Genomic DNA, 23,295 nt, shown 5'->3' with positions numbered 1-23,295 from the left:
AGGAAAGGTGATCCAACTTGAGTGAAACAGAGATGCAACCTTATACGCAAACTAAAGACGGGCAAGCTGTTTTAATAAACACCCCCGCTTATACACCGGATGATGTAGAAAGGGCGGCAGAATCCGGGGCGGACGGCCTGGGCCTGTTAAGCACCGATTTCATGTACCTTGACCGGAATAACCTGCCTGGCGAGGAGGAACTGTACGAAACGTTCTGCCGCATCAGCCGGAAAATGGGTGGCCGCCCGGTCACAATACGCCTGATGCAATTGCCTCCGAGCCGGATAACCGCCATAAAGGATGCCGGGCTATCCGATGAATACCGGGGCGTGCGCCTGGGACTGGCCCGGCCCGACATGCTGCTGCCGCAACTACGGGCCTTTATGCGGGCCGGCGCGGCAGGGAACTTGCGCCTGCTGCTGCCCGTGGTGGCGGATGTATCAGAAGTCCTCCGCATAAAGGAGATGATCAATGACATCCACCACGAACTGGCCGGGCAAAACATCCCCCACGTGGCCATGCCCGAACTGGGCGTGGAAGTGGAAATCCCGGCGGCGGCGGTGATGGCTCCGGTATTGGCATTTGAAGTGGCATTTTTCAGTATCAGTGAAAAACTTATTTACAATACCCTGTTACTCAATAACAGCCATAATCTTAATGGCGGGCTGCTGCACGATTACACGCCGTCTTTCCTGTTTCAAATCAGCCACCTGGCGGAAGAAGTTCGCAAAAGGCGGAAAACAGTGTCCGTAACGGCCCCCCTGGCGGGGCGGATGCCCGCGGTGCCCCTCCTGGTGGCCATCGGCGCCAACGAACTGGTCATGGCGCCCGAACAAATTGAGCAGGCCCGGGAAATCGTCAGTCGCCTGACTATGCCCAGGGCCAAGCTGGTGGCTTCCAAGGCCATGTCGTTCTGGTCCCCGAACGAAATCCAGCGTTACGCGGAGGAGTGTCTGGCCCGGCTGTTAAAGTAGCATGGCAAAAACCCACGCCCAGTCTTCCTTTTTACCAAAAATACCTTGCTTGTTTTTTGCAAATAATCTAAAATTTATAGAAAATAGCATTTAAAATTGGAATAAAGGTTGGATGAATTATGGAAAGAGCTGCGAATTTATTAAATTTGGATTCAGGCATAAAAGAAGATTTAAACATAAAAGATGAGGTACTAAAAGTTTTAAATGGCACTGTTGATGTATTAATCACCATTAGTTCGTTAATTGATTCATATACGACCAACCACCAGCAGAGAGTATCTCAACTGGCTTGCGCCATTGCAGAAAAATTAGGCCTGCCTGAACATCGAATAGAAGGAATTAAAATCGGCTCCCTCTTACATGACATCGGCAAAATTGCAATTCCCAATCATATCTTGTCCAAATACGGTGCCATCAGCGAGCATGAATTTGGTATTATTAAGTGTCACCCGCAAAATGGTTATAAAATATTAAGCAAAATAAAATTCCCATGGCCGGTACATAAAATGGTCCTGCAACACCATGAGAGATTAGACGGTACCGGTTATCCTGTTGGCCTGTTAGGGGAAGACATTTTATTCGAAGCAAAAATTATTGCCGTAGCTGATGTTGTCGAAGCCATTAGTTCACACCGACCTTACCGGAGTTCCCTTGGAATGGACACGGCCATACAAGAAATAAGTGATAACAGCGGAACCTTATATGACGAAACTATAGTAAAAGCCTGCATTAGATTAATACTGGAGGACAAGTTTAAGTTTACGACCTGACTTTATCAAAAAGAATCTACAAAGCAGCGCATTCATTGTACGGACCGCTGCATTGGTCTTTCTTATGCCGTATAGAAACAAAACACGCAGGAAGCAAGTAGGCTCCTGCGTATATTTTTGGTAAGACTACCCTAAAAGAATATTCGGTAAAAAGGTAGCGATTTGCGGGAAGGCTATCAATATACCCAGGCAGATAACCAAAGCCAGCAGGAACGGCCATATCCCTTTAAAAATGGTTTCCAGGGGTATATCCGGAGCGACTCCTTTAATAACATAAACATTCATACCCACCGGAGGCGTAATCACACCCATGGCCACCACCATAACGATTATCACGCCGAACCATATGGGGTCGTAGCCCAGTGTGGTAACCGCAACGGGGTAGAAGATGGGAATGGTAAGGAGAACCAGTGCCAGCGCGTCAATAAAACAGCCAAGCACCAAGTAAATAAGCAAGATAACGGCCATAATGACAAATGGCGGAAACGGCAGGGCACCGGCCCAGTTGGCCAGTTCAAAGGGAACCCGGCTGATGGCCATGAAGCGCCCGAAAATAACCGCCCCGGCGACCATCAGCATGATCATGGCCGTGGTCCGGGTAGCGTCAAACAGGGACTTTTTAAACCCCTCCCAGTTGAGGCGCTTTTTAACCAGAGCCACGGCCAGGACCCCGGCTGCGCCTACAGCACCCGCCTCCGTAGGGGTAAACCACCCGGCAAAAAGGCCTCCTATGGACAGGGAAAAAACAATCAAGACCTCCCCCAGCCCCCCACGGAGCGCATTTATCCTTTCCTCCCAACCGGCCTTGGGCCCGGCCGGCCCGAGGTCGGGGTTACGGGCAGCCAGAATAAATATGGCCGCCATATACAAAGCCATAAGCAGCATTCCCGGCACAATACCGGCCATAAAGAGTTTGCCAACCGACTGCTCAGTGGCCATACCGTAAACAATCATGATAACACTGGGGGGAATTAAAACTCCAAGGACCCCGCCGGCAGCGACACTGGCCGTGGCCAGGGAAATATCATATTTATATTTCTTCATCTCCGGTAGGGCTATGGCGCCCATGGTTGCCGCCGTGGCCGTGTTTGAACCGCAAATAGCCCCAAAAACAGCGCACGCCGCCTGGGTGGCAATGGCCAACCCGGCGGGGTAATGCCCGATTAACTTATACGCTAAAACATACAGCCTGGATCCAATGCCGGAGTAATAAGCGAGGAACCCCATCCAGACAAACATGGCAATAACGCTCAGCGAATAGGAAGAAAAGGTTAAATAGGTTTCCTTGGCTACCATGCTGAAGGCCGCGGTGGGTGACGCCAGTAAGCTAAAACCGGCGAAACCCACCAGGGCCATGGCATAAGCTATGGGCATGCGTAAAATTAACAGGGCAAAAAAAGCCAGTATACCGGCTAAACCAACAAATTGTGGGTTCATTTGTTAATTGCCGCCCTCTTTATAGATTCCACCAACCCGGCAAGCAATACCAGACACAGAGCCAGCAAACCAAAAGAAACGAGGTATACAAATGGGTAAAAGGGCGTCTGCGTGGTGGGAGAAACCACGCCGCTAACCGTCATGCCGTTGGCATATTTACCGGTGTACCAGGCAGCCAATCCCCAAAAACACAGTGCAAAAACATTAATAATTATATCAACGCAAGCCTGTATCCTGGCCGGTAACTTTTCCATCACAAAGCTCACCGCAATATGGCCGTTTTGCAGGGCACAGGAAGCCAATGCCAGGCCTATCATTGCCGCCGTCAAAAAGCCCACGTATTCATAGGTGCCCAAAATGGGGCGGCCCAGTAAAGCGCGTAAAAGAATGTTGGCTACCACTAAAACCATGACGGACACAATACAAAGAGCGGCTATTCTGTCCAGGAGGCGGCTCAGCCCCGCAACCAAGCCTGAAAATTTTTTCATGGCTCAAAAACCCCCAAAAGAAGTTACTTGTATTCTTGATTATATTTATCAGCTAACTTTTTAACTGTTTCTAAAATTTGCTGGCCGTCAAGCCCTTTTTCATTCATTTTGGCCACAAAATCGTCCTGGATCGGTTTAACCAAACTTATCCAGCGTTCCGCTTCCGCTTGAGGCAGTTCAATAACTTCCATACCGGTCTCTTCCACCGCCCATTTTAACGCGGATTCGTTTTGTTTATCCCATAACCCCATGGCTACTTCTTCAAAATACTTTTTATTAACTTCTTCAATGGCCTTTTGCGTATCCGGGGTCAGGGAGTTCCATTTATCCAGGTTCATGGTTATGAAAAACAAGGTGTTGTAAAGGAAGGGTGTGCGAGTTAAATAGTCGGTTACCTCAGCGTGTCGCCAACCTTGCAATACCTCGACCGGGGAAAGATTCCCCTGGACAACTCCCTTGGATAAAGCTTCGTAAGCTTCCGACTGGGGCATGGCCACCGGAGTCGCCCCCAGTATCTCCAGCGTTTTAGCGCTCAACCCGGTGGCCCTGATCTCCAATCCCTGCAGATCGCTCAGGCTGCGAACCGGAACCTTGGTGAATAAATCCCCCGGGCCGGTGGTAAGCACCATCATCAGTTTAGTGTCCTGTACTTCTTGGGGGTTAAGCTGTTGAATACCTTCCCAGGCAACTTTACTGGCTACCTTGGAGTTATTGTAAGTAATACCGGGCAGTTCGAAAGCCTCTAAAACCGGAAAACGCCCCCGGGTATAGGAAAAACAAGACATGCCGATATCGGCAATGCCGGTAACCACTCCATCGTAAATAGCATCTGCTGTCAGCAAGGTTTGGCCGGGGTAACTGGTGATTTTCACCTGCCCGCCGGTGGCTTCCTCAATAGCTTTTGCCCAGGGCTGGATTAACTCCGTCTCAGCAGGGTGGGTGCTGGGAAAGAAATGAGCCAGCTTAAGTTCAACCGCTGCCGGTTTATCTTGTTTCGGTGAAGGTGTCGATGATGAACAACCAGTTAATGCGAATGATACCATCAACACCGATAACAGCAGTACTTTCCAACCATAACCAAAACGAAACCCTTTCAATGCTTAATACCTCCTTCAAAATTTTCATTGTTAAAATAAAAAAACCCCCGTAGGAGTTTAAAAAGAAATGCAACTCACTCCCGCCCCTTTCCCCAGTGAAAAAAAACCGGAAACAGCCGGGAAAATACCGCATCTGCTTTTTCCTACCGTATAACTGTCCTACCTTTTAAAACTCAACCGTACCCGTACTAACCATGGGACCATTTTTAAAAATGCTGTCATTGCACTTAATTGACAAACAATTACTTCTTAACAGGCAAAAATATTAATTACTGTAATTAATATTATTCCATACTCAAAAAAAGTTTTCCTTCCTTGCAAAAATTATTTTTGACAATTTTTTTTATAATAAGCCGTCATAACGGCGCCGCCCTTTTAATATATTCCAACAAGGAAAAAGGAAATTGGACATCCCAGGAGGGGGTTGAATGCAAAACCAGAACATAGCCGAATATTTCTCCCGGGTTGATGAACTGCGCGCATCATACCTATCGCCCGAAGAAGCGCCGACCATTGTATTTATGGGGCCGTATAACACCGGCAAGTCCACCCTGGTTAACAACCTGCTGGAAAAAACCATTGCACCGGTGGACATCATTCCCACTACCCCCGCCCCGGTACGCTTCAGTTACGGCAAGCGCTTTCTGGCACGGGTTTATTTTGCCGACCGGCAGGTTAACACGCTGGCCGAAGGGGAATTAACCGCCCTGCTGGCGCAAAAACCGCTGTATGGCCGGGAAATACAAAAAGTTGAAGTACGGCTCACGCACAACTTGCTGCAAAAAATGCAAATTGTCGACACCCCGGGGATTGATGCCTTAACAGGGCCGGCATTTTCCCCGGAACGGCTGCCGGTTGCAAACCACATTATTTACCTTTTGCACCAGCGGGGGCCGGGCGAGGCCGACCGGCAAGCCATTCAAAAACTGATAAAAAAATACGCCCCGGGGCAGATTTCTTTTGTGATCAACTGCAACCTGGGTCATTATGACGGGTCTTCTTTCCGGGAAGCGGGCCGGGTCCTGCGCCAAATCTGCGGCGGTGAAATTACATTGCAGCGGACCAATACCTTGGACCCCGAAGCGGTGGATAAATTTCGGCTGTTTATCGAGGAACGCGCAGCCGCACTGGCGCTGCAGCACATCACCGGCAAACTGAGCGGTCTGGACCGCCGCATCCCGGATATCGTCGCCGCCTCCCAGCGGGAAGCCGGTGACGCGGACTTTTTAGTGCGTTTCTGGCAGGCCCGGGAGCACGCCCGCCAGGTCATCAGGGGCGTGGACCTGATTAAAACTTTGCCTCCGGTCGCGCAGCAAATCGGGGCCCTGCTGAAGCAATCTCCCGAACCGGCGATTTATCCCGGCGGTATCCCGGTGGTTTATCAAACCGTCGGCAGCATGCCGGACCCGGCGGTAATAAAGGAAAAAATCCGGACCCTTCTGGCACAGGTCGCAGCTGAACCGGCGCTGAAGCCTTATCAGGATATAACCCGGCAATTAAAAACACTTTCCGGTGAACTGGCCGGGGAAAAATACCTGGTAACTGCCGCCGGCAGCTTTTCCAGCGGCAAATCCACTTTTTTCAACGCAATAATGGGGGAGCCGCTGCTGCCCGCGGAAAGCCGCCCCACCACTTTCGCCGTCACCCGGCTCATCCACGGCGCTCCCCGTCGAGTCACCATTACCTTTGCGCAACAGGCAACCATTCCCACCCACTACCGGGAAGGCCAGCACGCCGTAATCTGCCGGCATGAACTGGCCACCCTGGAACGCTGGCTGGGTGACGGGGAACTGCAAAAACAAATCCACTCCCTGGAAAAAAGCGCAAATGGTAAATTATTAAAAATAACCGCCGCCGAACTGCTCCGGGAACTGGAAGCGCTGAAAAAATCCTTTGCCCGGGTAAAGCGGGATTTTTCAGGCGGCAAGCGCCCGTGGAAGACATTATTTAAAAAAATACCCTGGAATAAATTCACAGACAGCCAACTGGCGGATTACTTCGTGGTACGCTTTAAAAAAACGGACATATTGGAACTGGACCTGGAAAGCGAAGCAGGCCGCAAAGCCCTGGCACAAATTTCCGGTACGCATCTGGCCCTGCGAGTGGAAAATATAACCATCCAGCACCCGGCGGACTTACTGCGTACGGCCACCTTTGTAGACACCCCCGGCCTGGATTCGGTCTACCACCGGCACCGGGAAATTACCGCCCGCTACCTGCCGGATTCAGATTGTTTTCTACTTTTCCTGAACGGCAAACATATTTTAACCAGGCCGGATACGGGCATCCTGCGTATGATTTTTCAGGCCGCCCCCCAAACACCTGATTTTTCCCGCAAATTGTTTGTCATTATAAACTTTGCCGACACCCTGACACCTCGGCAGCGGGAAAGGGCGCATAACTACCTGCGGGAAAACCTGGCCAAACTTTCCGAGGGGCGGGCGGATCCGGCCCGAATACATTTTATTTCCGCCCTTGAAGCCCTGACCGGGCGGGACCAAAATAATTTTTCCCGGCTGTTACAGCACTTGAAGGACCAAATCTGGCAGTCGCGCTGCGCCGGCAATTACCGGCTGTTTATCCGCCGGGCCGCTGAAATATTGCATGCAGCCGGCCGGGAAGAATCCCCCCAGGAAAAAGACGCTCAAAAAAAATCCCAGATGCAGCGCGAAGCCGAAGAACTGCTGGCGCAAATAAAAGCTGAACTGGCCGACTGGCGGAAAAAAATCGCCACCTTCAGCAGCCCGGAAGATCTGCGTGGTTTCAGGGATGGAAAGCGCTTAATAAAAAAAGGTTTTTTAAGGCTTTCCCGCCAGGCGGAAACAGTGCCCTCCTGCCGCGACCTGGCCCGGAGCATTAATGCCCCTTTGTCCCGATTCTATCACCGGTGGGGGGTTGCAGCAGCGGGTCAGGCGGTGCCTGAATTCGGGATGCACGAACTGGTATCGGCCATTGACCGGCTGTTAAAAAACAAAAGCAGTCCCCGGGAAACCCGCGATACGCTATGCGCGTTGTTGACCGGGGAAGAATTACGCATTGCCGGGACCGTCAGATCTCTGGCCCGGCAAACGGCAAGCAGGTTAAAACAACCGGTCGCGACGCCGGAGCCGAAAATATTATCACCGGCCGTACTGGCTGTCATTAACCGTTATATCGCTGAACTGAGGGCATTGGAGGAAACAATAACGGAACATTAAAGAATAGGGGTTCAACAAGCCGGTATATTTTAGCGGCTTGCCCGCAACTCACCGGGAGGGATCAATGATGCAGAACGCCCGAGCACTCGATGAACGGCTGCGCAAAATTATCAGGGAGGTCAGCGACAGCACCGGCCAGGAAATTAAACGCGATTTAACGGAGGAACTGGCCCGGGTTATCCATGAAAACCGCATGCGACAAACCAGGGATTTCCTGGAGTCTTTCAAACAGGCGCTTAAAAAAATATAAAATTGGGGCAAAGGAGGATTCTAATGACGGCAGCAAACCTGTTTCAGGGACAAAAAGACGAGGTGCAGACTATTTTAACCGATATTTTAATAGGCCTCAAGGCGAAATTTGTCCAGCCGGTATTAACTGAAAACAGCAGGTTGATGAGCATGCTGGAGGAAATGCGCAAGCAGGACCAGGCCGGTATTGAGGAACTCAAAGAACGAGTTACCGGTCTGGAACAAAAAGTGGAAGAAATACCACTGCTGGTACTGTCCGCCATCAGGGACGCCATCAACCAGGCATCCGGGGGAGTGTAAAACACATGGCCCAGCTTTATGAATTCAATAGGGATACAAGTCCGCCGGAATTGACCAGTTCACTGGCCCAGTCATTAAGAAACGGCTTCTTCTTACCGGCGGAAAAGAAATTCAGCAGCATGGAAATGGAAATTATCGCCCTGAAAAAAGAAACAGAGACCAATCGGCTGGGCGTGCATGAAAAGCTGGCCAGGCTGGAAAGCGAACTGGCCCTTTTGCGAAAACTGCTGCGCAACGGCCTGTGTTTTCTGCTCACCATCCTGGCCGGGGTAATTTTTGTACTGATTTATATTTTTAGCTGGTACTAGGCAGTAATTTTCAGGGCAGCAACTGCTGTACCAGTCCACGCATGTCCGCCGGAAGCGGGCTGCACAGTTTGACCGGTACGCCGGTGCGCGGGTGATTGAAGGCAATGAAGGCAGCATGCAGGGCCTGCCTGTCCAGCAGCGCGGTATCCCCACCGTACAGGGCGTCCCCCACCAAAGGGTGACCGCCGTGGCTCATGTGCACCCGAATTTGATGGGTGCGTCCGGTTTCCAGTTCCAGGGACAGTAGCGCGGCCCCCCGGAGCTTCCTGACCACCCGGTAGTGGGTGACCGCCCTCTTTCCACCCGGCGCCACCATCCACCGGGCCGTGGCGCCGGGCTGCAAGGCCAGGGGCAAATCTATGGTCCCCCGGGAGCCGGGTAAGCCTTCCACCACCGCCAGGTAACGCCGGCACAGGGTTCCCGTTGTCAACTGGCGGGCCAGCTGCTGTGCCGCAAAATGCCCGACGGCCACCAACACAATGCCCGAAGTATCCCGGTCCAGGCGATAAACCGGCCTGAACCGGGCCTCCACTCCCCTTACCCGCCAGTGATAAAGCACAGCGTTGGCCAGGGTGCCGCGCTGCTCGCAGCCAACCGGGTGCACCAGCATACCCGCCGGTTTGTTTACCGCCAGTAAGTCCGCATCTTCGTACAATATTTCCAGCGGGTGCCTTTCCGGCTCCAGTTTAGTTGCCCCGTCGGGCGGCAGTTTAACCGTCAATACATCCCCCGCGCTCACCCGCTCCCGCATATACACCGGCACGTCATTCAGCAACACCTCCCCCGCCCTCTTCAGCCCGCGGATTAAAGTGCGGGAAAATCCTTTTCGGCGAAGCAAACCGCCCACTGTCCCGCCGGCATCGTCTTGATCAATATGATAAACCAGCTCTTGCATATTCCCCCCCCCAACAGGCAGCTCAACCCGGTAAACCGTTCCCACTGTTTTTATAAAATCTTGTGAAAATATCGACACCCGAAAATCACAATTTACATTGAAATAAATGCTTTAAAAAGGATAAGTATTGCCAGCAAAACAACATTTCTTTATAGTTTAACACATATATAAACTTTACAAGGAGGTACCCGGGGTGAAAGAAAAAGCAAAAACAATCAAAGACTACATGATCCCGTTATCCGATTACCCGCACGTCAACGATAACACAACCCTGCATGAAGCTGTCAATATCATCCACCGGATGTCCAAGGAAAAGGGGTATCGCTGGCTGGTTGTGATGAACGATAACAACAACATAGCAGGGTTTCTGACATTGAGAAACATATTTGAGGCCATAAGCAAATTAGCCCCCAGAGCGGGGGGATTATTGGGCATTTTCAGCACTGTCAGCCGTCCTGATTTCTTTTTCCTGGAGGGGATACAGTTAATTAAGGACACCCCGATCAAGAAATGCATTAAGCCGATGGTGCAAGTTTCCGTGCATGAAAATGATTCTCCCGGAAAAGTGGCGGAAATTATCCTGAGCCACCGCATAACCATAACACCGGTGGTTAACAGCCAGAATGAAGTAGTGGGTGTTGTCAGACCCATTGACCTGATACCCTTTATAAAAAAACTGTTTGATAATGCCCCGCCAAAGTAATCCCCGGTGCCGGACCGGGGTTTTTACGTTTTCCTTTTACTGCACGGGTCAACAAAAAAAAGCCATCCCTTACAAATCCCTCATTATGAGCTTAACCAAAAAAAGGGGACTGGCTCCTTTTTCGCATTTTGAAAAAGGTGCCTGTCCCCCTTTTTTCTCCATTGTTAATTTCACCGGTACAGTTATATAATGGTTTAGTATAAAGTTATATTACCAGTGAAAGAGGTATTATCAATGCCCGGTTTACGTACCATTTTATTTAACTTAAAAAGTTTAACCCTTTATCGCAACATTTTACGGGATTGTGTTATGCAGGCCTTTCAAGAACACCTGGAAGCACTCGCCGGCCCGGGCGAAACGGCACACCCGGCCCAAACCTACGCCGGGGTATATCACCTGCTGGCCGGGACCTGCAACCCCCTGGAAGGATGCGATGCCTGGCAGAACCACTTGCTGAATCTGATAATTCACGACGACAACCCTTTTAGCCGGGCGGCATATACGCCGGGAGCCGATTACACAGTTTTTTTGCCGGCGGTTAAAAGGGATTTGCTGATTTTACAACAGGCTTTTCAATTAAATACAGTAATTATACGGGACGCCACCGAGCAGTTGATCCACCGGTCTTCAGCCTTACCCGGCGAAGCCGGGCAATTACCGTTGTGGACAGCTCCCCCGCCTTTGCCGGAACAGCCCGCCGCCTTCGCCCGCCGGCTGCTGCAAGTAAAAGAAAAAATGGCCGCCGAATCACAGTGGGACAGGCTCGCCGGCCTGCTGGGAGATCATTACGCCGCCTGCGGCTGCGGCATTTACAGCCGTTACATCGCCTTCAAGTGGCAAAACGGTTCCCTGCACGGCATCAGCCGGCCCGACCCGGTCAGCCTGGATAAATTGATCGGGTACCGGGACATCCGGGAAGAAATCATCAACAACACCCGGCAGTTTTTGCACGGCTACCCCGCAAACAACATCCTGCTTTACGGCGACCGGGGCACCGGAAAATCCTCCACAGTTAAGGCACTGCTCAACGAATACTGGCCCCGGGGCCTGCGTCTGGTGGAAGTACCCAGGCGGCAGCTGGCACAATTCCCGGCCATAATTGAAGAATTGCGCCGGCGCAAACACCGGTTTATCTTGTTTGTGGACGACTTGTCCTTTGAAGAAAACGAAACGGTTTACAAGGACCTCAAAGCGCTGCTGGAGGGAGGCGTCGAAGCGCGGCCCGACAACGTAATAATTTACGCCACATCCAACCGCCGCCATCTGGTACGGGAAACCTTCGCTGACCGGGAACGAAACACCGCCGGGCGGGAAATCCACGCCATGGACTCGGTGCAGGAAAAGCTGTCCCTGGCCGACCGTTTTGGCATGACCGTCATTTTTCCCACTCCGGACCAGGAACTTTTTCTGCAAATCGCTGTCGGGCTGGCCCGACAGCGCGACCTCGCGTTGGAGCAGGATGAATTGCGCCGGCGCGCGCTGCAATGGTCGATGTGGCATAACGGACGCTCACCCCGGGCCGCCCGCCAGTTCATCGACCACCTGGAAGGGCAACTGGCCCTGGAAAGGAATTAAACTTTGGTGCCGGGTGTTGCATGGTTGCGATTCTACGCATTCTGCCAACCCAGTGCCGCCACTGATTCAATTACAGCATCCGCGCCGGCGCCGGCCAGTTGTTCCCGGGTGCAGACCCCCGACAGCACCCCGATACTGCCTGCGCCGGCGTCTCTGGCCATCTGGATATCCCGCGGCGTATCACCGATTACCACCGCCTGTCCCGGCGCCACGCCCAGCAGGCGGCAGGCCAGCAGGGCCATATCCGGGGCGGGCTTGGAGTTTTTCACCAGGTCCGCTCCGATCACAACGTCAAAGAAATCATTTAATTGCAAAGAAACCATGGACAATTGTGCCCGTTCAGTTACATCCGCCGTCACCACCGCCAGCCTGAAACCGTTGCGCCGCAAACTTTCCAGTTGTACCTTCAGCCCCGGCACCGGCCTGGTCAGCGACTCCCAATCCATGGCTGTTTCAGAACGCCGGGACACTTCGGTGACCAAATCATGTGCCGTTTCTTCAGACATTCCGGATTCCCGCATTACCATGACAAGGGCAGACCGCAAGCCGGACATCGTCCCCCCCGCCAGCGGACCATCCGGGTCCACGTGCCAGTTCGCCATATCAATCCCCATGGCCTGCTCCAAAACCTCCCGCGACAACACCCCGTGGTTAACGGCAGCCAGGATTTCATCTATCATATACCTGGACCACTCCAACCACATTACCTTAAAATCCAGCAAAGTACCGTCTTTATCAAACAACACTGCTTGACAGTTAAATTCTTTACTACCCGCCTTCAGTAAAGGCAATTGTGATCCCCCTTACCTGTAACATTGACCTGCTTCAAAATATCAAGCCAAAACTTACTTTCGCTGCCCCGCCCGTTATTTCCTTTTTAATTGGTCAACCCAATTAAGCCGAGTTAAAAGCATGTTTATGAAAACCGGCCGCCAGGAAACAATATGAGAAAAACAGGAGGTTTGACGAAAATGACATACAATGTTTCCGTCCGGGTAGACAAAGATAATTCCATCGACCCCAGCTATATTATACATTACCGGGTCACCGAAGGTGAACGCCTGATAGGCGACGGCATTGTAGAATACCACAGGCAAGCTGAACATAACAACATACCGGTCAGCGAAAACATTCCCCCGGCGTACCGGGAAGAAGTTAAAAGACAAATCGTGGAGGCGGCCACCCGGTATATCGCAGAGCAGCGTTGACCGGGCAGGTATAGGAAAATCACATTTTAATTGTTGGCCCGCTTTCCTTCAGAAGTAAAAAGCAAAAAGGGGACAGGTACCTTTTTCAAAAAACGAAAAAGAAGCCAGTCCCCTTTTTGCAGGTTCCACTACGCCAATGATTCAAGAACAGATTGGTAGTCGCAATACTGTTCGACATTTTCTTTGGCTATGGCTATGCCGACTTTGTCATTGGGCTTGAGGTGCCTGGACAGGTGGGAGACCATTTCGATCACCGTATAGGTATCCTGGTAAGTCAGGATCACGGGCACTCCCTTTTCCCCGGCCCGAGCCAGTACTCGTACGTCGGGGTATAGCCCGCCGGTAAGAATCAACACCGAAGTGTGGGTCTCCAGCGCCGCCAGGGCCAGGTCCGACCGGTCCCCGCCCATGACCACGGCCTTGTTGGCCGCCCGGCGCAGGTAAGAAAGGGCACTTTCCATGGTCATGGCGCCTACCACGACATCTTCCACCAGCCGGCCCATCTTTTCCTGGCCCACCAGGACTTCACCGCCCAGCCTCTCCCGGTATTCTTCAACGGTTGGTGAGGAAATTTCCGGCCGGCTGGGAATAATACCGGTAATGTTAAACCCGTCTTCTTCCATGGCCGGGCGGAAAACGCCCTCCGTTTTGGCCAGCAGCGGCCGGGGCACATTGCTGAAAACTGTGCCTGCAGACGGCACCTGCTGTCCGGCCAGGTACCGGTTGTAAAACAGCGCCTGATCCAGGCTGTAATCGTCTTCCACCTGCTGGACAGTCAATATTTTGGCATCAAGTTCGCGAGCCATCGCGGTCGCATCCAGGCCGACGGCAGCCAGGGCGTATGGGTAAACGGCCCCCTCCACCAGCACGATGTCACAATCGCGGGCCACTTCTGAATAGGCGCCCTTGATATCTTGCAAATTGGTAGCGTTTTCGCCAAACCGGGTCAGGTAAGACGGTCCCGCCATAACCGGGCTGATAATTCCCACCGGGACTTCCATATCCAGCACATGCTTCATCAAAACGGCATCCCCGCCGGGTACCTTCCCGGAGGCTGACTTTCTACCGTTGTCCACCGGCTTAAAATACCCCACCCGGTAGCCCATGTCTTTGAATTTTAACGCTAAACCCAGGGCTATAGCAGTTTTTCCACTACCCGGGTTACCCATAACTAACAGGTTTTTCATCAGTAAACACCTCACGATATGGTGATTTTTATATCCAGGGCGGATAGCCCGTCTTCATATGCAAACACCGGGTTGATATCCATTTCGGCAATTTCCGGAAAATCATTGACCAGCGCCGCCACTCTTCTAATGACATCCACCAGGGCCGCCATATCCCGGGGTTTTTCACCACGGTAACCCCGCAGTAAGGTATAAGCTTTGGTCTCCCGCAGCATGTTTTCGATTTCCCGCGCGGTCAACCCCCGGGCCAGCCGGAAACTGACGTCCTTGAGCAGGTTGACATAGATGCCGCCCAGACCGAAGGCTATAAGCGGGCCGAACTGGACATCCCGGGTCATCCCGATAATCAGTTCCGTGCCCTTGGGCATCATCTTCTGCACCTCAATACCGTAAATCACCGCCTGGGGCATATACCCGTGCACGTTATCCATGATTTCTATATAAGCCTGGCGCACTTCCTCCGCCGTCTGTAAACCTATTTTAACTCCACCCACATCTGTCTTGTGCATAATTTTCGGGGAAGCCACCTTCAGCACCACCGGGAAACCCATTTTTTCCGCCTCTTCCACGGCCTCATCCGGTGAAGTGGCCAGCGCCACCGGCGCCGCCGGGATACCGTAACATTTGGCTATTTCCGCAGTTTCACTGCCCAGCAGCACCAGCCGGTTGTCTTTTAACACATCATAAAATATAGCCTTTACACCTTTACGGTCAATATTCGGCAAATCAGCAGCGCTGTCCTCCTCCGGAGTCCGCAATACTTCATTATAGTGCACCAGGCCGCTGATAGACGCTATAGCCGGTTCCGGGAAGGTAAAGCAGGGCACTCCGGCTTTAGCCAGCATGTTCGCTCCCCCGGCCAGAGTCTCACCGCCCATGTAAGCCCCGAAAATGGGCTTGTCGGGGAAAGCTTCCCGCATCTCCAGGATGGCCTCGGTGGTTTCAATGGGTTGGGTAACCCCCACCGGGCACATCAACACTACCACGCTGTCCACATTGGGGTCGGCGCACACTTTTTGCAGCGCGAACCGGTAGCGATCGGCCTTGGCGTCACCCAGCACATCCACCGGGTTGTAGATGTTGGATTCCGCCGGCAGGTTTTCCCGCAATTCATCAATGGTTTCCTTTTCAAACCGGGCCATGGTGAGACCCATGGCCTCCACGTTATCCGTAGCGATAATCCCGGGGCCGCCGGAGTTGGTAACAATGGCCACCCGGTTGCCCTTGGGCACCGGGGCCTTGGCGAAAGCTACCGCCAGGTCGAATAATTCCGTCATACTTTTGGCCCTGATGATACCGCACTGGCGGAAAGCCACATCGTAGGCCAGGTCACTGCCCGCCAGAGCACCGGTGTGGGACGACGCGGCCTGCGCCCCGGCCTGGCTGGTCCCGGACTTGATTACGATCACCGGCTTTTTGCGCGCCGCCCGGGAGGCTACATCAAGAAACCTGGGACCGTCTACGATATCTTCAATGTAACAAAGAATAACCTTGGTGTTGGGGTCGTTGGCGGCTTCTTCGATAAAGTCTATTTCGGACAAGTCAGCCTTGTTACCCAGGCTGACCACCTTGCTGAAGCCCAGCCCCACCGCAATGCTCCAGTCCAAAATGGCCACCAGCATCGCACCGCTCTGTGACAGGAAGGCGATTTCTCCCTTTTTGGGGAATGTAGCTGAAAATGAAGCGTTGATGGGTGTATGCGTATCAATAAGCCCCACTACGTTGGGACCCAGCATGCGCATACCGTAATTTTTACAAGTTTGTACCAGCCGTTTTTCCAGTTCCAGTCCTTCCGAGCCAACTTCCTTAAAGCCCGCGGTAATCACCGCCAGGCTTTTTACGCCGGCCCGGCCGCAATCTTCCGCCACATCCAACACCCGGGCCGCAGGTACGGCAATTACCGCCATGTCTACCTGTTCGGGCACTTCGGATACAGCTGGGTAGGCTTGCAATCCAGCGATTTCCTTTTCCTTGGGATTAATGGGAAATATTTTCCCCTGATAACCGCTGTTAATGACATTGTTAAAAATAGTGTGGCCAATTTTCCCCGGCTTTGGTGTAGCTCCGACCACGGCAACCGATTCCGGCCTGACCATGCTTGTGAGATCGTTCACTATCCTCACCTCGCTATTACACCTCTTTAATCAACCCGCCAAGCAACCAACAGGTTTTAAAATATTAGGTCTTTATTGTTTGGTAACATTATATCCAGTAAGGATAGCGATAGTAAACCACTTGGGTTGAAGTTCATTTTTTAAAATAATTAACAATAGACAGAAAAAGCACACTATCTTGAAATCTATCAATTCAATGAGAACAAGCCGGTTGCCACTTGAAGGAAAAAAGGGAATGGCGGCACCAGACGGCCATGAGTTAAAGCAGTTGACCAATACGGGAAAAAACGGCATCGCGCATTTCTCTTCTTCCGCAATTGGGCGTAAACAATCAAACCCGCCTATCTGTTTCAAAAAGGACAATGGGATTTGACATATTTAATCATCCAGAGGGGTATAGCGGGACTGGATTAGGACACAGCCATACTTTTACTTCAGTTCTCAAACCAGGCCAAAAAGGGGTATATACCCTTCATTTCGACTTAGGTGCTGCAGAGGAAAACCAGGAGGTCAAACTGTTGCCCCCTCCTGAAGAAATGCAACAATTAGAACGAGAAGCCCTAAATGCTAACTTGATTGTTACTTTAGGAGATGAAGAAGTAGCTCGTTTTGACCTAAAACCTAACACGGTGGAAGAAAAGGCCTCCCTTTGATTATTAAGTAACCTGTCAGAAAGCTAAACTACAAGCCCTGATATTAGCTTTTATATTAGAGAGGAGTTATACATATGAAAATCATTCCATAAGATGCAACAAAAATATGAGAAAATTCGTCTATAAATATAAGGTATTAATATATCGGGGAGGGCGAAGTAAAATGTTAGCTGCCTTACGGGCAGTAATCGGGGCGCTGGTTTTTCTTGGCGTTTTTTTCTATCCTTTTCAGTTTACATTATCAAGACAATCACTCGGATATCACTCGTGGCAGGAGTTAAATCAACAAACGAGCAAGTCAACGGCAGCATCATCCCTTTCCGTTACCGGCCAGCAATCGGCTGAAACTAAGCTTCCGCAGGCAGGTAACAAAGGTAAATCCCCGCAAATATCATCGCAGCCGGAAAAAATGCTGCCTCTGCCGCGACAGTCTACAGCGGTGGATCCTCCCCCGGTAGAGTATCCACAAATAATGAAACGAGTTGAGGTTAAGGGCAAAGTGGGGATAAGCTTTGATGACGGCCCTTTTCCGGGGATGACCGAACAGTATCTTGACGTCCTTGAAAAATATGATACGCGGGCTACTTTTTTCATGGTGGGACAGCGGGTGAGTCTTTACCCCGAGTTAGCTCGTAAAGTTATAGAACAGGGAAGCGAAATCGGCAGTCATTCCTGGTGGCATGGCCGGTTGGATCAACTGGAGACGGGGCAGGTGTTTGCAGACCTGCAGAGCGTGGCAGAGCAGGTTTACGATATTGTGGGCAAAGAGGTAAGCCTTTTGCGCCCTCCCTATGGCCGCCACTCCGAAGCCATGGTTGCGGCAGCTCAGGAGTTAAACCAGCAGTTGATCCTGTGGGATGTTGATCCCCGGGACTGGGAAGACCCGCCCCCGGAAGAAATAGTCGCTAAAATATTGAATCAGACTATACCCGGCTCAATTATTGTTTTGCACGAAGGGCATAAGAATACGCTGCAGGCCCTACCCGAAATCATTCAAAAATTAAGGGAACGTGATCTGGAACCGGTGCCTATTTCTGAATTGTTTAACTGATTAAACCTTTTTCTTACCAGATATCGCTACCATGATCAATATTCATAGTGGTGGTGATAAAATATGAGCAACATTTAACCAATATTCTACAAGGTTACGCTTATCAAATGCTCTTAGGGAGCCAGTTGTTAGAAAGATACTAAAAGAACTACCTATTCCTTTATCAAGTTATGGGCTGGATGCAGGGTGCGGTATTGGGCTGTATTCCCTGCTGTTAGCAGAAGTGGTGGGGCCAAGCGGACACATAGTGGGTCTTGACATAACTAAGGAATTTTTGGAAGAAGCTTATTGTTTAGTATCTAAGTCCGGCTTAAAAGACAGGATTACGTTTAAGGTGGGTGATGTCAATGCAATTCCTTACAGTGACAACACCTTTGGTATTTATTCTAATATGGTCGTCACAGATGCTACTTCCTGGATATCCACTGTTGGAAGCTCAATTAAATGCAACTTCGGCGGGAATTGCTCCATTTAAAAAAACTATGAAACCGGAGAGGCATATCATGCGTGCCCGTGAATGGTTTAAACAAGCAGGTTTTCAAGAAACTACTGCAATGACCTTTGTTGGTGATATATCCGCTCCTTTGAGTTCTAAAATTCGTAACGCCCTAACTGACCTATTTAGTATGCGCTGGGGTGGTTGTGGGGAAAATAATCACAAAATACTATTGGGAGGGTTAAAAATGGATTTAAGTTTTGCTACAGAAGTTAAACTGGGGGTTACTAAAGGCACAGCCCTGGAACAGGCGGTGAAAGATAACTTCAGCGGCGAAAACTGGGAGGTGGGCTGGTATCTGGCAGCTGCCCGCCAGGCGCAGCGCGAGGGTTACCCCGAGGTTGGCGAAGTGCTGATTCGAATTGCCTGGGAAGAAGCTATGCACGCCGCTCGCTTCGGCGAACTCAACGGTGAAATTTCCGCCAGTACCAAAGAAAACATTGAAAAGGCTTTAGCCGGAGAACAAAAATCAAACCAGATGAAGCGTGAAGCTGCCGTGAAGGCCAAGCAGGATAACATTGACGAGGCGCACGACTTTTTTGACGAAGCCGCCAAGGATGAGGCCAGGCACGCCCGAGCCCTAAAGGGGCTGCTGGATAGATATTTTAAGTAAGCAGGCAACCAGGAACCTGGTCAGAAAGCAATCTCCAATTACTTTTACACCAATATATGCATAGCCTTAACCGGTTCCTATATATATAAGGTTAAGGCTTTTTTATCCAAAGGGAACAGCGTATTGGGAACTTTACGACATTATTACCGTCTATAATGAATACGTGCAGTTTTACGAAGGCTTGCGTAACCAGGTAGTTTTTAACCCCCCCCAAAGAGCTGTCCTTCTCGACTTTTACAAGTCCCTGGGGATTACCAGCCAAGCAATCAAATAAACAAGAATACCCGGAAAAGCTGCAGAAAGCACGGAAAGCAGCACATATCCCAGGCGTACCAGGGCGGGGTCCAGACCCAAATATTCCGCCAGCCCGCCGCAAACCCCGCCTATCATGTAATTGCGGCTGGATCGGTATAATCGTTTAATTTGTCGGGCCATATGCACAAATCTCCTTTGATCGGTGGAACTTATAAGCCGCGGGGCATCTTGTCGCCACGGCTTGTCGGCATTATGGACGAAAATAACCTTTAGCCACGCGCGGGGCCATTATTTTAATCAGCACAGCGCCCATGATAAAACCACCCACATGGGCCCAGTAAGCCACCGGGTTGGCCGCGCCGCCCAGGGACGCCACACCGTTGAACAGCTGGATTAAAAACCACAGAGCAATGAATACAACCGCCGGAATTTCCATAAGGGTAAAGATGATTATAATGGGTACCAGGGCGAGAATGCGCGAGCGTGGAAAGGCAATAATGTAAGCGCCCAGCACCCCGGCCACGGCGCCGCTGGCCCCCACCACCGGAACGGTGGAAGTGGGATTGGTCATAATATGGGCCACGCTGCCAACTATCCCGGCAGCCAGGTAAAAAAGCAGGTACTTGAAATGCCCCAGCCGGTCCTCGACATTATCCCCAAAAACCCATAAGAACAGCATGTTACCTATTACATGCACCCACCCGCCGTGTATAAACATGGCGGTAATAAAACTTACCAGCACCGGCGTCAGGGACGCCCCCGTAAAAATTGTATTCAACACTTCAGCCGGAGTCAAACCAAAAGTATAGTAAATCTGGTTCAATTGGTACGGTTCGACCGAAACTTCCAAAAAATATACAATTAGGTTCAATACTATAATGGTCAGGTTGACAATGGGAAAAGTTCGCGATCTGACGCTGTCTCTGAGCGGAATCAATGATTTCTCCCCTTCCGTCGTGCAAAGCGATTACCTTAATAATATTATAATTCACCAAATTGCGCGCGGCTATATTAAAAAAATTTGGCTTTTGGTTGTAAACAAGAAGTGTGTGTTCGAAAAGGAGCATGTAGGTGCTAGTGCAGCATTTGAACAAAGTTTGCCAAGTCGGTGTAGTTAGCTTTGGTGCCAGGTGTTGAAAGTTGAAAATCGAAGATTTTTCAACTTTCAACACCTGGCACCTATCAAACGTGTGTCTCGCGTGAACTTTTCGAACAACCTCAAGAATAAAAAAGGCACCGTAAAAGGAGACAGGAAAAAAAAGGGGGACAGGCACCTTTTTCAAAATGCGAAAAAGGAGCCAGTCCCTTTTTTTCAGTCCCCTTTTTGCGGATTGGTAGTCCCTGCTGCGCTTGCGAATCTCCGCTCCGACAGGACTTTGGTTCGTTTCGGACCGGCTCCGGTGGTCCTGCATAATGCGCGCAACGTGGCAGTTTTACGGGATTACCTTGTTGAGCGGGTATTCGATGATGTCCTGGGCGCCGGCCCGGCGCAGGGAGGGGATCAGGTCGCGCACCTGTTTTTCGTCCAATATGGTCTCCAGGGCCAGCCAGTCGCTGTTGATCAACTGCGACACCGTGGGGTGCTTCATGGCGGGCAGAATAGTCAGGATGTCGTCCAGCTTGTCCTTGGGCAGGTTCATTTTCAGGCCCACCTTGGAATCGGCGCGCAGCGCGCCCAGCAGCAATACCGCCAGGTTTTGCAATTTTTCCTTTTTGAAGGGGTCGTCCCAGGCCTGCTTGTTGGCGTGCAGCCTGGTAGTGGACTCCAGTAAGGTGTCAATCACCTTGAGCTTGTTGGCACGCAAGGAACTGCCGGTTTCGGTGAGATCGACAATGGCGTCCACCAGGTGCGGCACCTTGACCTCCGTGGCCCCGTAGCTGAATTCCACCGAGGCGGTGACACCGTTCTTTTTCAGGTAGTTGCGGGTAAGCCGCACCAGTTCGGTGGCGATGCGTTTACCCTCCAGGTCCTTAACCGTTTGGATATCGCTGTATTCGGAAACCGCCAGCACCACCCGGATAGGGTTGTTGGTCTGCTTGGAATAGGCCAGGTTGGCCACTTCCACCACATCGGCTTCATTCTCCAAAATCCAGTCCAGACCGCTTAATCCAGCATCCAGTACACCCTCGTTGACATAGCGGGGAATTTCCTGGGCGCGCATCAGCACCACTTCTATTTCCGGGTCGTCTATGGACGGAAAGTAAGAGCGGCTGCGCACGGAAATGTTAAAGCCCGCTCGCTTGAACAGCTGAAAAGTTGATTCTTGCAAGCTCCCTTTGGGTAATCCCAAACGTAACTTTTTTTGCATATTTAGCCATCCCCTTTACTTTATCTCGTTATCTATTTAGCGTATTAAAGCACTTTATTCAGTATATACCCCTGCCCGGCAACTGTCAAGGGTCTATGGACTATTTTAACTTTATCACGTAAAATATAAAAAATTACAGGCACAAGGTGATAAACGTGAGTACCAATGAATACAGGCTTTCCATGGTTAAAGTCACCAAACATCACATTTTCTTTAATTTTTATGTCAATGGTTCCCTGGCCAATACGGACGGTTATCTCTGCCTACCGGTGGAAGATTTTCACCGCCTGTTCCAGGACCTGTTCCGTTCCTCTCGCGGCCGGTGCGTTAAAAATTACAGCACCAACCCGCCCGTGGAGTTTTACACTTAAAATGTTTGCTACAACCGGGAAAGCGGTGCAATTGGCTAAAGCGCCCTTTTTTAATAAATAATAATAATTGTCAGGCAACCCGGCAAAAATAAGCATGGCATAACAACTGCGACCAGTTGCAGATTTTGTTGCCACCACCAATATCCGCGACACTTTTTACTGAAAGGAGAACCATCATTGCGGACGTTGCAAATCACCGTGTTGATGTTGTCCTTGATATTTTTGTCGGGTTTTTTATCCACACCCGGTTTTGCGGCACAGGCCGACACCGGTACGCCGGACAGCGTGATTATTTTCTGGACCGACGGCCCCAAACTGAAAGCGGTGAACCTGACTTTCTTCCCCGACCGGGCCGGGCCCATCGGGATCGTTTCCGTACCCGTTTACACCTGGCTTGACAGCGAAAAACAGGAAACAACGGTGAGTGAATGTTATTATAAATACGGCAGGGATAAATTGATTCGGCAAATGGAGGACTTATTTAAAACCTCCATAGGGGCCTACATCACCATTGACCAGCAGGCGCTGGTCAATGTCAGTGATGTAATCGGCAACATAGAAATGGCCGGCAGAAAAACAACCCTCAGGGATGTTTTTGAAGGTAATTATACCGACGGCCCGGTAAACCTGCAGGTGGAAATCAGGCAACTGGCCGATGCCTTGTTGACGCCGGCAGTGTTGTTGAAACTACCGGAGGTTATCTGGATTTTTTGCCGGCAAATTGACAGCAATATCGGCCCGCAACACGTGATGGCATTTTACCATGTGCTGCGATACCGGGGCTCCGGCGTGCTGCAAAAAAAGGCGGTGCCGGGCCGTGACTGCATGATCGGCAACCGCAAGTACCGCCGGGTTGAGCCGGACACATGGTCGAGGACATTAAAGGAAGTGACTTCGTAAATTGGTGATTGCATTAAACTTTTAAGCAGTATATATAAATATTATGGTTAGTTTAAACAAGTTTAAGTCTGACCCCAAAAAGCAAAAGGGGACAGGCTCTTTTTTCAAAATGCGAAAAAAGTTGCCTGTCCCCTTTTTGCTTTTT

25 protein-coding genes are annotated in these 23,295 nt (G+C 50.9%); 15 read left to right on the top strand and 10 right to left on the bottom strand.

What is annotated here, in order from left to right; all coding sequences use genetic code 11:
- Nucleotides 1-17 precede the first annotated feature (17 nt).
- Nucleotides 18-974, top strand: coding sequence for a putative PEP-binding protein (locus BM299_RS10935; RefSeq protein ID WP_092483920.1), 957 nt, complete (start codon nucleotides 18-20; stop codon nucleotides 972-974).
- A gap of 119 nt (nucleotides 975-1,093) precedes the next feature.
- Nucleotides 1,094-1,744: an HD-GYP domain-containing protein gene (locus BM299_RS10930; protein WP_092483918.1), complete on the top strand. Its 651-nt coding sequence runs from the start codon at nucleotides 1,094-1,096 to the stop codon at nucleotides 1,742-1,744.
- 126 nt (nucleotides 1,745-1,870) lie between these two features.
- Here the strand turns inward: BM299_RS10930 and BM299_RS10925 are convergent, their stop codons facing one another.
- The 3 genes from BM299_RS10925 to BM299_RS10915 are packed head-to-tail and all read right to left on the bottom strand — an operon-like array spanning nucleotide 1,871 to nucleotide 4,766.
- Nucleotides 1,871-3,181: a TRAP transporter large permease gene (locus BM299_RS10925; RefSeq protein WP_092483916.1), complete on the bottom strand. Its 1,311-nt coding sequence runs from the start codon at nucleotides 3,179-3,181 to the stop codon at nucleotides 1,871-1,873.
- Nucleotides 3,178-3,669 (bottom strand): TRAP transporter small permease, encoded by a 492-nt coding sequence (locus BM299_RS10920; RefSeq protein ID WP_092483914.1) that lies wholly within the window; start codon nucleotides 3,667-3,669, stop codon nucleotides 3,178-3,180. Before BM299_RS10920 ends, BM299_RS10925 begins: the two co-directional genes overlap by 4 nt.
- A gap of 23 nt (nucleotides 3,670-3,692) precedes the next feature.
- On the bottom strand, nucleotides 3,693-4,766 hold the full coding sequence (locus BM299_RS10915; RefSeq protein WP_245779733.1) for a TRAP transporter substrate-binding protein: 1,074 nt from the start codon (nucleotides 4,764-4,766) through the stop codon (nucleotides 3,693-3,695).
- Between the two features lie 428 nt (nucleotides 4,767-5,194).
- On the opposite strand from BM299_RS10915, the gene BM299_RS10910 reads away from it, so the two are divergent.
- The 4 genes from BM299_RS10910 (at nucleotide 5,195) to BM299_RS10895 (ending at nucleotide 8,820) form a co-directional block, all read left to right on the top strand.
- Complete coding sequence (locus BM299_RS10910; RefSeq protein WP_092483912.1) at nucleotides 5,195-7,963, top strand: dynamin family protein; 2,769 nt, start codon at nucleotides 5,195-5,197, stop codon at nucleotides 7,961-7,963.
- Between the two features lie 67 nt (nucleotides 7,964-8,030).
- Nucleotides 8,031-8,213: a hypothetical protein gene (locus BM299_RS10905; protein ID WP_092483910.1), complete on the top strand. Its 183-nt coding sequence runs from the start codon at nucleotides 8,031-8,033 to the stop codon at nucleotides 8,211-8,213.
- 23 nt (nucleotides 8,214-8,236) lie between these two features.
- The gene (locus BM299_RS10900; RefSeq protein WP_092483908.1) at nucleotides 8,237-8,512 is read left to right on the top strand and encodes a hypothetical protein; all 276 of its coding nucleotides are present in this window, start codon (nucleotides 8,237-8,239) and stop codon (nucleotides 8,510-8,512) included.
- 5 nt (nucleotides 8,513-8,517) lie between these two features.
- Complete coding sequence (locus tag BM299_RS10895) at nucleotides 8,518-8,820, top strand: hypothetical protein (RefSeq protein WP_092483906.1); 303 nt, start codon at nucleotides 8,518-8,520, stop codon at nucleotides 8,818-8,820.
- Between the two features lie 10 nt (nucleotides 8,821-8,830).
- Here BM299_RS10895 and BM299_RS10890 read toward each other — a convergent pair whose 3' ends face one another.
- Complete coding sequence (locus tag BM299_RS10890) at nucleotides 8,831-9,715, bottom strand: RluA family pseudouridine synthase (RefSeq protein WP_092483904.1); 885 nt, start codon at nucleotides 9,713-9,715, stop codon at nucleotides 8,831-8,833.
- 193 nt (nucleotides 9,716-9,908) lie between these two features.
- On the opposite strand from BM299_RS10890, the gene BM299_RS10885 reads away from it, so the two are divergent.
- Both BM299_RS10885 and BM299_RS10875 read left to right on the top strand, forming a co-directional pair.
- The gene (locus tag BM299_RS10885) at nucleotides 9,909-10,418 is read left to right on the top strand and encodes a CBS domain-containing protein (protein ID WP_092483902.1); all 510 of its coding nucleotides are present in this window, start codon (nucleotides 9,909-9,911) and stop codon (nucleotides 10,416-10,418) included.
- Nucleotides 10,419-10,652: 234 nt separating this feature from the next.
- Entirely contained in the window at nucleotides 10,653-11,993 is a 1,341-nt protein-coding gene (locus tag BM299_RS10875; protein WP_092483898.1) for an ATP-binding protein, read from the top strand.
- A 32-nt stretch (nucleotides 11,994-12,025) separates the two neighbouring features.
- Here BM299_RS10875 and BM299_RS10870 read toward each other — a convergent pair whose 3' ends face one another.
- Complete coding sequence (locus BM299_RS10870) at nucleotides 12,026-12,784, bottom strand: HAD family hydrolase (RefSeq protein WP_092483896.1); 759 nt, start codon at nucleotides 12,782-12,784, stop codon at nucleotides 12,026-12,028.
- Between the two features lie 180 nt (nucleotides 12,785-12,964).
- Here BM299_RS10870 and BM299_RS10865 point away from each other — a divergent pair, with 180 nt between their 5' ends.
- Nucleotides 12,965-13,201 (top strand): hypothetical protein, encoded by a 237-nt coding sequence (locus tag BM299_RS10865; protein ID WP_092483894.1) that lies wholly within the window; start codon nucleotides 12,965-12,967, stop codon nucleotides 13,199-13,201.
- 128 nt (nucleotides 13,202-13,329) lie between these two features.
- On the opposite strand, the gene BM299_RS10860 is transcribed toward BM299_RS10865, so the two are convergent.
- Together BM299_RS10860 and acs are read right to left on the bottom strand one after the other, a co-directional pair.
- Complete coding sequence (locus tag BM299_RS10860; protein WP_092483892.1) at nucleotides 13,330-14,388, bottom strand: phosphotransacetylase family protein; 1,059 nt, start codon at nucleotides 14,386-14,388, stop codon at nucleotides 13,330-13,332.
- An 11-nt stretch (nucleotides 14,389-14,399) separates the two neighbouring features.
- Nucleotides 14,400-16,502 (bottom strand): acetate--CoA ligase alpha subunit, encoded by a 2,103-nt coding sequence (acs, locus tag BM299_RS10855; protein WP_165608276.1) that lies wholly within the window; start codon nucleotides 16,500-16,502, stop codon nucleotides 14,400-14,402.
- 362 nt (nucleotides 16,503-16,864) lie between these two features.
- Here acs and BM299_RS19690 point away from each other — a divergent pair, with 362 nt between their 5' ends.
- The 4 genes from BM299_RS19690 (at nucleotide 16,865) to BM299_RS10840 (ending at nucleotide 19,315) form a co-directional block, all read left to right on the top strand.
- The gene (locus BM299_RS19690; RefSeq protein ID WP_131820635.1) at nucleotides 16,865-17,155 is read left to right on the top strand and encodes a hypothetical protein; all 291 of its coding nucleotides are present in this window, start codon (nucleotides 16,865-16,867) and stop codon (nucleotides 17,153-17,155) included.
- 163 nt (nucleotides 17,156-17,318) lie between these two features.
- On the top strand, nucleotides 17,319-18,206 hold the full coding sequence (locus tag BM299_RS10850; RefSeq protein WP_165608275.1) for a polysaccharide deacetylase family protein: 888 nt from the start codon (nucleotides 17,319-17,321) through the stop codon (nucleotides 18,204-18,206).
- Between the two features lie 223 nt (nucleotides 18,207-18,429).
- A complete protein-coding gene (locus tag BM299_RS20465; RefSeq protein ID WP_425429486.1) occupies nucleotides 18,430-18,681 on the top strand; it encodes a class I SAM-dependent methyltransferase in 252 nt (83 codons plus the stop codon).
- A gap of 208 nt (nucleotides 18,682-18,889) precedes the next feature.
- Nucleotides 18,890-19,315, top strand: coding sequence for a ferritin-like domain-containing protein (locus BM299_RS10840; RefSeq protein ID WP_092483886.1), 426 nt, complete (start codon nucleotides 18,890-18,892; stop codon nucleotides 19,313-19,315).
- 234 nt (nucleotides 19,316-19,549) lie between these two features.
- Here BM299_RS10840 and BM299_RS10835 read toward each other — a convergent pair whose 3' ends face one another.
- From BM299_RS10835 to hisG, 3 genes are all read right to left on the bottom strand, one after another.
- Nucleotides 19,550-19,750: a PspC domain-containing protein gene (locus tag BM299_RS10835; protein ID WP_092483884.1), complete on the bottom strand. Its 201-nt coding sequence runs from the start codon at nucleotides 19,748-19,750 to the stop codon at nucleotides 19,550-19,552.
- A 70-nt stretch (nucleotides 19,751-19,820) separates the two neighbouring features.
- Nucleotides 19,821-20,507 carry a rhomboid family intramembrane serine protease gene (locus BM299_RS10830; protein WP_092483882.1) on the bottom strand — a complete coding sequence of 229 codons (687 nt, stop codon included), beginning with the start codon at nucleotides 20,505-20,507 and terminating at the stop codon, nucleotides 19,821-19,823.
- Between the two features lie 496 nt (nucleotides 20,508-21,003).
- Nucleotides 21,004-21,879 carry an ATP phosphoribosyltransferase gene (gene hisG / locus BM299_RS10825; protein WP_092483880.1) on the bottom strand — a complete coding sequence of 292 codons (876 nt, stop codon included), beginning with the start codon at nucleotides 21,877-21,879 and terminating at the stop codon, nucleotides 21,004-21,006.
- 155 nt (nucleotides 21,880-22,034) lie between these two features.
- On the opposite strand from hisG, the gene BM299_RS10820 reads away from it, so the two are divergent.
- Both BM299_RS10820 and BM299_RS10815 read left to right on the top strand, forming a co-directional pair.
- The gene (locus tag BM299_RS10820; protein ID WP_092483878.1) at nucleotides 22,035-22,250 is read left to right on the top strand and encodes a hypothetical protein; all 216 of its coding nucleotides are present in this window, start codon (nucleotides 22,035-22,037) and stop codon (nucleotides 22,248-22,250) included.
- Between the two features lie 177 nt (nucleotides 22,251-22,427).
- Nucleotides 22,428-23,150 carry an LCP family protein gene (locus tag BM299_RS10815; protein ID WP_092483876.1) on the top strand — a complete coding sequence of 241 codons (723 nt, stop codon included), beginning with the start codon at nucleotides 22,428-22,430 and terminating at the stop codon, nucleotides 23,148-23,150.
- The last annotated feature ends 145 nt before the right edge of the window (nucleotides 23,151-23,295 follow it).

This window comes from Desulfoscipio geothermicus DSM 3669 (assembly GCF_900115975.1).
GTDB lineage: Bacteria > Bacillota > Desulfotomaculia > Desulfotomaculales > Desulfallaceae > Desulfoscipio > Desulfoscipio geothermicus.
This window is presented reverse-complemented; position numbering and strand designations above follow the sequence as displayed.

Excerpts from the sequence above, each read along its gene's own strand:
- BM299_RS10930 (WP_092483918.1), top strand. The coding sequence starts at position 1,094 with ATGGAAAGAGCTGCGAATTTATTAAATTTGGATTCAGGCATAAAAGAA.
- BM299_RS10925 (WP_092483916.1), bottom strand. The coding sequence starts at position 3,181 with ATGAACCCACAATTTGTTGGTTTAGCCGGTATACTGGCTTTTTTTGCC.
- BM299_RS10920 (WP_092483914.1), bottom strand. The coding sequence starts at position 3,669 with ATGAAAAAATTTTCAGGCTTGGTTGCGGGGCTGAGCCGCCTCCTGGAC.
- BM299_RS10910 (WP_092483912.1), top strand. The coding sequence starts at position 5,195 with ATGCAAAACCAGAACATAGCCGAATATTTCTCCCGGGTTGATGAACTG.
- BM299_RS10905 (WP_092483910.1), top strand. The coding sequence starts at position 8,031 with ATGCAGAACGCCCGAGCACTCGATGAACGGCTGCGCAAAATTATCAGG.
- BM299_RS10900 (WP_092483908.1), top strand. The coding sequence starts at position 8,237 with ATGACGGCAGCAAACCTGTTTCAGGGACAAAAAGACGAGGTGCAGACT.
- BM299_RS10895 (WP_092483906.1), top strand. The coding sequence starts at position 8,518 with ATGGCCCAGCTTTATGAATTCAATAGGGATACAAGTCCGCCGGAATTG.
- BM299_RS10890 (WP_092483904.1), bottom strand. The coding sequence starts at position 9,715 with ATGCAAGAGCTGGTTTATCATATTGATCAAGACGATGCCGGCGGGACA.
- BM299_RS10875 (WP_092483898.1), top strand. The coding sequence starts at position 10,653 with ATGCCCGGTTTACGTACCATTTTATTTAACTTAAAAAGTTTAACCCTT.
- BM299_RS10865 (WP_092483894.1), top strand. The coding sequence starts at position 12,965 with ATGACATACAATGTTTCCGTCCGGGTAGACAAAGATAATTCCATCGAC.
- BM299_RS10860 (WP_092483892.1), bottom strand. The coding sequence starts at position 14,388 with ATGAAAAACCTGTTAGTTATGGGTAACCCGGGTAGTGGAAAAACTGCT.
- BM299_RS19690 (WP_131820635.1), top strand. The coding sequence starts at position 16,865 with ATGGGATTTGACATATTTAATCATCCAGAGGGGTATAGCGGGACTGGA.
- BM299_RS10850 (WP_165608275.1), top strand. The coding sequence starts at position 17,319 with ATGTTAGCTGCCTTACGGGCAGTAATCGGGGCGCTGGTTTTTCTTGGC.
- BM299_RS10840 (WP_092483886.1), top strand. The coding sequence starts at position 18,890 with ATGGATTTAAGTTTTGCTACAGAAGTTAAACTGGGGGTTACTAAAGGC.
- BM299_RS10835 (WP_092483884.1), bottom strand. The coding sequence starts at position 19,750 with ATGGCCCGACAAATTAAACGATTATACCGATCCAGCCGCAATTACATG.
- hisG (WP_092483880.1), bottom strand. The coding sequence starts at position 21,879 with ATGCAAAAAAAGTTACGTTTGGGATTACCCAAAGGGAGCTTGCAAGAA.